Annotated in this window: 6 protein-coding genes and 1 pseudogene; 3 read left to right on the forward strand and 4 right to left on the reverse strand. The window is 61.3% G+C overall.

What is annotated here, in order from left to right; translation table 11 throughout:
* Positions 1-53: 53 nt before the first annotated feature.
* The 3 genes from QHC67_RS11600 to QHC67_RS11610 form a co-directional block, all read right to left on the reverse strand.
* The gene (locus QHC67_RS11600; RefSeq protein WP_319294474.1) at positions 54-689 is read right to left on the reverse strand and encodes a DUF1345 domain-containing protein; all 636 of its coding nucleotides are present in this window, start codon (positions 687-689) and stop codon (positions 54-56) included.
* A gap of 49 nt (positions 690-738) precedes the next feature.
* Positions 739-1,956 carry an argininosuccinate synthase gene (locus QHC67_RS11605; protein WP_319294476.1) on the reverse strand — a complete coding sequence of 406 codons (1,218 nt, stop codon included), beginning with the start codon at positions 1,954-1,956 and terminating at the stop codon, positions 739-741.
* Positions 1,957-2,026: 70 nt separating this feature from the next.
* The gene (locus QHC67_RS11610; protein ID WP_319294477.1) at positions 2,027-2,608 is read right to left on the reverse strand and encodes a TMEM165/GDT1 family protein; all 582 of its coding nucleotides are present in this window, start codon (positions 2,606-2,608) and stop codon (positions 2,027-2,029) included.
* 285 nt (positions 2,609-2,893) lie between these two features.
* Here QHC67_RS11610 and QHC67_RS11615 point away from each other — a divergent pair, with 285 nt between their 5' ends.
* From QHC67_RS11615 to QHC67_RS11625, 3 genes are all read left to right on the forward strand, one after another.
* Entirely contained in the window at positions 2,894-3,358 is a 465-nt protein-coding gene (locus QHC67_RS11615) for a Fur family transcriptional regulator (RefSeq protein WP_319294479.1), read from the forward strand.
* Between the two features lie 70 nt (positions 3,359-3,428).
* Entirely contained in the window at positions 3,429-5,354 is a 1,926-nt protein-coding gene (dxs, locus tag QHC67_RS11620; RefSeq protein WP_319294481.1) for a 1-deoxy-D-xylulose-5-phosphate synthase, read from the forward strand.
* 67 nt (positions 5,355-5,421) lie between these two features.
* The gene (locus QHC67_RS11625) at positions 5,422-5,712 is read left to right on the forward strand and encodes a DUF3297 family protein (protein WP_319294483.1); all 291 of its coding nucleotides are present in this window, start codon (positions 5,422-5,424) and stop codon (positions 5,710-5,712) included.
* Positions 5,713-5,735: 23 nt separating this feature from the next.
* On the opposite strand, the pseudogene QHC67_RS11630 reads toward QHC67_RS11625, so the two are convergent.
* Positions 5,736-6,171 (reverse strand): annotated as a pseudogene (locus QHC67_RS11630) (CHAP domain-containing protein); the annotation flags it as partial.

Raw genomic sequence — 6,171 nt, forward strand, 5'->3', positions numbered from 1 at the left:
GGCACTGGGCCTAGCCGATATAGGTAAGCAACCTATGAAGGAGCGGAAGCGCCTTAGCCGCCGCCAAGTATGTTGATGGTGAAAGCGATGACGCCAAGGTTGAACACGAATGCTGCGAGGCAGTGATAAACCACGGTCTTGCGCATGACCGTGTTGGTGACGCTGACGTCCGATGTCTGGAAAGTCATGCCGAGCGTGAAGGCGAAATAGATGAAGTCCCAGTAGCTCGGTCGTTCGCTGTTCAGGAAATCGAGCCCGCCCGTCTCGGGCCTGCCGCCTTCTGTGATATAGCACATATGGGCATAGTGCATGGCGTAGACGGTGTTGGAGAAAACCCAGGCGATGATGAGCGTCGCCAGCACCAATGCGATAGACATGGCATCCGGCGCGTGATGCGCAGTGACGGCCACCCCGACCGCCACCAATATGACAAGGCTGACGATTGCCGTAAGAAACAACATGACGCCGCGATTGGCGTCGTTCTCTAGCGCGTGACGCCGCATCGTGCCCGCGTCAGCATCCAGCAGGGGCGGTACGGAAAGCATGAAGGCCAGTGCCGCCACATCGAAACCAGCCATCACGCCTTCATGCCACGGCAAGAGGAACGCAAGCGGCAGCGCGAAGGCAAGCAGGGCCAGGAACATGCCATAGCGCCAGGGGAAGATGCGATGCCTTGAGGTGTGCTGCATCGCAGGACTAATCGCTCCCGCTATGTACAACGCAACCCTTTTCGGCGCGTCAATTGTCGCGGCGACCCAACAGGCGCAGGCGCAAGGCATTCAGCTTGATGAATCCTGCCGCATCGCGCTGGTCATAAGCGCCTGCATCGTCCTCGAACGTGACGACCTTTTCGCTGTAAAGGCTAAAGGGTGACTTGCGGCCGGTGATGTAAACGCCGCCCTTGTAGAGCTTCAGCCGCACGGTGCCTGTCACCTTCTGCTGGCTGTGGTCGATCGCCGCCTGCAGCATCTCGCGCTCTGGCGAGAACCAGAAGCCATTGTAGATGAGTTCGGCATAACGCGGCGCAAGTTCGTCCTTCAGATGCGCGGCGCCGCGGTCGAGCGTGAGTTGCTCGATGCCGCGATGCGCGATGTGGTAGATCGTCCCGCCGGGCGTCTCGTACATGCCGCGCGACTTCATGCCGACGAAGCGATTCTCGACAAGATCGAGGCGGCCGACGCCATGCTTGCGGCCATAGTCGTTGAGGGTTTCGAGCAGTGTGGCTGGGGACATGCCTTCGCCGTTGATCGCGACTCCATCGCCGCGCTCGAAATCGATCGTGATCGTCTCGGCCTGATCCGGCGCATCCTCGGGGTGGACCGTGCGCGAATAGACATAGTCGGGCACTTCGTCCCACGGGTCCTCCAGCACTTTGCCTTCGGACGACGTGTGCAGCATGTTGGCATCGGTGGAGAACGGCGCCTCGCCGCGCTTGTCCTTGCTGATGGGGATCTGATGTTCTTCAGCGAAGGCGATCAGGCGGGTGCGGCTGGTCAAGTCCCATTCGCGCCACGGGGCGATAACCTTGATGTCCGGCTGCAGCGCATAATAGCCAAGTTCGAAACGCACCTGATCGTTGCCCTTGCCGGTCGCGCCGTGGCTGACGGCATCGGCATTCACCTGGCGTGCGATCTCGATCTGGCGCTTGGCGATCAAGGGGCGGGCGATGGACGTGCCAAGCAGATATACGCCTTCGTATACCGCGTTGGCACGCATCATCGGGAACACATAGTCCTTGACGAACTCCTCGCGCAGGTCGTCGATGAAGATATGTTCGGGCTTCACGCCCATCATTTCGGCCTTGCGGCGCGCCGGTTCCAGCTCTTCGCCCTGGCCCAGGTCGGCCGTGAAGGTCACGACTTCGCATTTATAGGTCTGCTGCAGCCATTTCAGAATGACGCTGGTGTCGAGGCCACCCGAAAAGGCGAGGACAACACGGTTGATCTGATCGGACATTAAGCGGACTTTCGTACGGGCGCTGAAGTTGCGGGCGCGTAACAGGGCAGCATGCGAATCGCAACAGGCGTCATGCCCAGCCCCGCAATGATGCCAGCAGCCACAGTCCGAGCGCGAGGAACAATGCAGCCGCGACGACACGGATCGCGCCAAGCGGGATGCGCTTTATCAGCGCCTCGCCAAGATAGACGGCGGGGACATTGGCAATCATCATGCCCAAGGTCGTGCCAGCCGTGACGGCCAGAAGATTGGCCATGTTCGTGCCGAATTGCGCGCCGAGGGCAATGGTGGCGACCTGCGTCTTGTCTCCCATCTCCAGAATGAAGAAGGCAATTGCCGTGGTCAGGAAGACTCCGCCATGGGTTGGCGGCTTCACCTCATCGTCCAGCTTGTCCGGCACCAGCGTCCAGAGTGCCATGCCGATGAAACCGGCAGCGACGGCGTATCGGAAAGCGCTGCTCTCGAGCAACCCGGCAATGCTATGACCCACCCAGGCTGCCAGGAAATGGTTGGCCAGTGTGGCGAACAATATCCCGGCAATTATAGGAACCGGATTGCGGAACCGCGTGGCGAGAAGGATGGCCAGCAACTGCGTCTTGTCACCCATTTCAGCGAGAGCGACGACAGCGGTTGAAGCGAGAAAGGCTTCCATGATCTAATCCAGGCCGGGCAAGGACACAATGCCACCTATCTTCCAGCCCGACCGGTTGAAAAGCGGTGCCATTGGTCTCGATAGACGAAATCCCGTAAGATCCCGTCCCGCGCGCCATGGTGTCTCCACCAAATATGTTGACGCGCGGCCCACGGAAAACCGTGGTTGCCTACTCCCCAGATGACGCCGCTTTCATAAGGGGAATTTCGGATGAGGCAAGCGCAGAGTGCAGCCTGTGGACCTCCAGCTATTGCCGCGCCCTCCGTGCAAGCCTAGATAGCATCCATGGCGCAGCATCATCAACATCATGAACCAACGGGCATGTCGCTCGCCAATGAAGCGCAAGCCACGCTGGAACGAAACGGCGAACAGTGGACGCCGATGCGCGCGGCCATATTCGATGCGTTGTCGGGTGAGGAAAAGCCTGCCTCCGCCTACGATATTGCCGATACGGTTTCGAAAGCGCGCGGCAAGCGGGTGGCGCCGAACAGCGTATATCGCATTCTCGACCTCTTCGTTGCCTCCAACCTTGCCATGCGGGTCGAGAGTGCCAACGCGTACATCGCCAATGCGCATCCGGGCTGCGTGCATGACTGCATTTTCCTGGTTTGCCGGACATGCGGCGAGGCGACTCATGTGGATGACGATGCCCTGACCGGCAATGTCCGCAAGCGCGCCGCAAGCGAGGGGTTCAGGACGGAGCGGCCCGTCATCGAAGTGCTGGGGACCTGCGCCAAATGCGCGGCGTAGTGCCCGCATAACGCCATTCGACACCCTAAGCGCAAACGGCTAAAGCGGTAGTCAGGAGAAACGCTTAATCATGTCCGATCGCCCCGACACGCCGTTGCTTGACCAGGTCCGGTTCCCTGAAGATCTGCGGAAACTGAATGTTGCGCAGCTGCCGCAACTCGCGGATGAGCTGCGGCGTGAAGTGATTTCGGCGGTAGGCGTGACGGGCGGGCATCTGGGCTCCGGCCTAGGCGTGGTCGAACTTACGACTGCCATTCACTATGTGTTCGATACGCCGCGGGATCGGCTGGTCTGGGATGTGGGACACCAATGCTATCCGCATAAGGTCCTCACCGGCCGGCGCGACCGTATTCGCACATTGCGGATGGGCGGAGGGCTATCGGGGTTTACGAAGCGGTCCGAGAGCGAATATGATCCTTTCGGCGCGGCGCATAGTTCGACCTCGATCAGCGCGGCACTCGGCTTTGCGGTCGCAAACAAGCTGAAGAACCAGCCGGGCAAGGGAATTGCCGTGATCGGCGACGGCGCTATGTCGGCCGGCATGGCCTATGAAGCCATGAACAATGCGCGGGAGGCCGGAAACCGGCTGGTCGTGATTCTCAACGACAATGACATGTCGATCGCGCCTCCGGTCGGCGGCCTTTCGGCCTATCTGGCGCGGATCGTGTCCAGCCGGGAGTTCCTCTCGGTCCGCGATGTGCTGAGGCGCCTCGCCCGCAAGCTCCCGCGACCGCTGCACAAGGCGGCCCGCAAGACGGACGAGTTCGCGCGCGGCATGGCGATGGGCGGCACCTTGTTCGAGGAACTTGGATTTTATTATGTCGGCCCGATCGACGGACATAATCTCGAACAGCTGATCCCTGTCCTTGAGAACGTCCGGGACGCCGAGGAAGGACCGATCCTCGTCCATGTCGTGACCAAGAAGGGCAAGGGCTATGCCCCTGCCGAAGCGGCCAGCGACAAATATCATGGCGTGCAGAAATTCGATGTCGTCACAGGCGCACAGGCAAAGGCGCCTCCGGGACCGCCAAGCTATACCAATGTCTTCGCTCAGGCTCTGGTCGCCGAAGCGGAAAAAGACGACCGGATCTGTGCTATTACGGCAGCAATGCCTTCGGGCACGGGGCTCGACAAGTTTCAGCAGGCGTTTCCGCAGCGCACCTTCGACGTGGGCATCGCGGAGCAGCATGCGGTGACGTTTGCCGCGGGTCTTGCTGCGCAAGGGATGCGGCCGTTTTGCGCCATCTACTCCACCTTTCTGCAGCGGGCCTACGATCAGGTCGTCCATGATGTCGCTATCCAGAACCTGCCTGTCCGGTTCGCCATCGATCGGGCGGGGCTGGTTGGCGCGGACGGAAGCACCCACGCAGGCAGCTTTGACGTGACCTATCTGGCGACCCTACCCAACTTCGTCGTCATGGCGGCCGCCGACGAAGCGGAACTGGTGCACATGGTGCATACCTGCGCCGAGCACGACAGCGGCCCCATAGCCGTGCGGTATCCGCGCGGGAATGGAACGGGGGTCGCCCTGCCCGGTACGCCTGAATTGCTGGAGATCGGCAAGGGCCGCATCATGCGGGAGGGGCAGAAGATCGCCATTCTCTCGCTTGGTACGAGGCTTGAGGAAGCCTTGAAGGCTGCTGAAACGCTGGAGGCCAAGGGGTTGTCTACGACCGTCGCCGACTTGCGGTTTGCAAAACCCCTGGACGAGGCGCTGATCCGCAAGCTGCTGGCCACGCATGAAGTGGCCGTGACGGTAGAGGAGGGCGCTGTCGGGGGCCTCGGTGCGCATGTGCTGACGCTGGCAAGCGATCTTGGCCTCACGGACTCCGGCTTGAAGATCCGCACGTTGCGCTTGCCCGATGTCTTCCAGGACCAGGACAAGCCGGAAAAGCAATATGCCGATGCGCGTCTCGATGCGGCTGCTATCGTGGACACGGTGCTGACCGCGCTGCGGCACAATAGTGCGGGCGTGGTTGGGGAAGTGCGGGCCTGAGGGTTCGCACGGTTGACGCGCCCCCACGCGCACCGCTAGGCGCACGCCTTTCCAGCAGGATATGAACATGACCGATACGCCCGACACTCCGGCTCCCGTCACCGACACGCCGCCCGACCGCCTGTCGACCAATCCGCGCAGCCCGCACTTCGACATGGACGTGCTTCAGCGTGGCATCGGCATCCGCTTCAAGGATCGTGTGCGCAATGATGTCGAAGAATACAGCATTTCGGAAGGCTGGATACGTGTCGCCGCGGGCAAGACCAAGGATCGCCATGGGCAACCTCTGACGATCAAGCTTTCCGGCCCGGTCGAAGCCTGGTTCGAAAATCCGCCGCAGGACGATAGCGCGGAGTAGAAGCGGGGCTTTGCTCCTGTTTTCTATTTGAGTTTGGCCAGCCGCTTCACGTCGCGAATGATGTCGGTCAACGTCCGCACGTCATCGGTCCGGGTCACGTCCGCGTAGGCCAGCCTCGGTGCCGCTTTGCGCGTAAGTGCTGGCTCGTCGGACCCATCGCCCTCGATAGCGAATCGCGCGGTCTGCGTGAGACGCGTGCCACCGATGCCGGTGAACGGACGCAGGCGCGCCTTTTCGCCATAGATGAAGCCGTATGTCGGATTGATCCGAGCACCCATCTGGCCGGTGGGGGTGTGCCAGACGCGAACGGCGCTCCAGTCGCCGTCCTCGGAAACGTCGACGGCGCGAACGTCTTCCTCGATTGCGCCGGGCGACGACCAGTTGGGCACCTCTATCAACCTCGCGTTCTGACGCCTGTTTGGCAGCGGAGGGCTGATGAAGCGCTGCCTTTGCCAGTTT

Source organism: Sphingobium sp., from assembly GCF_033795625.1.
Classification (GTDB): Bacteria; Pseudomonadota; Alphaproteobacteria; order Sphingomonadales; family Sphingomonadaceae; genus Sphingobium.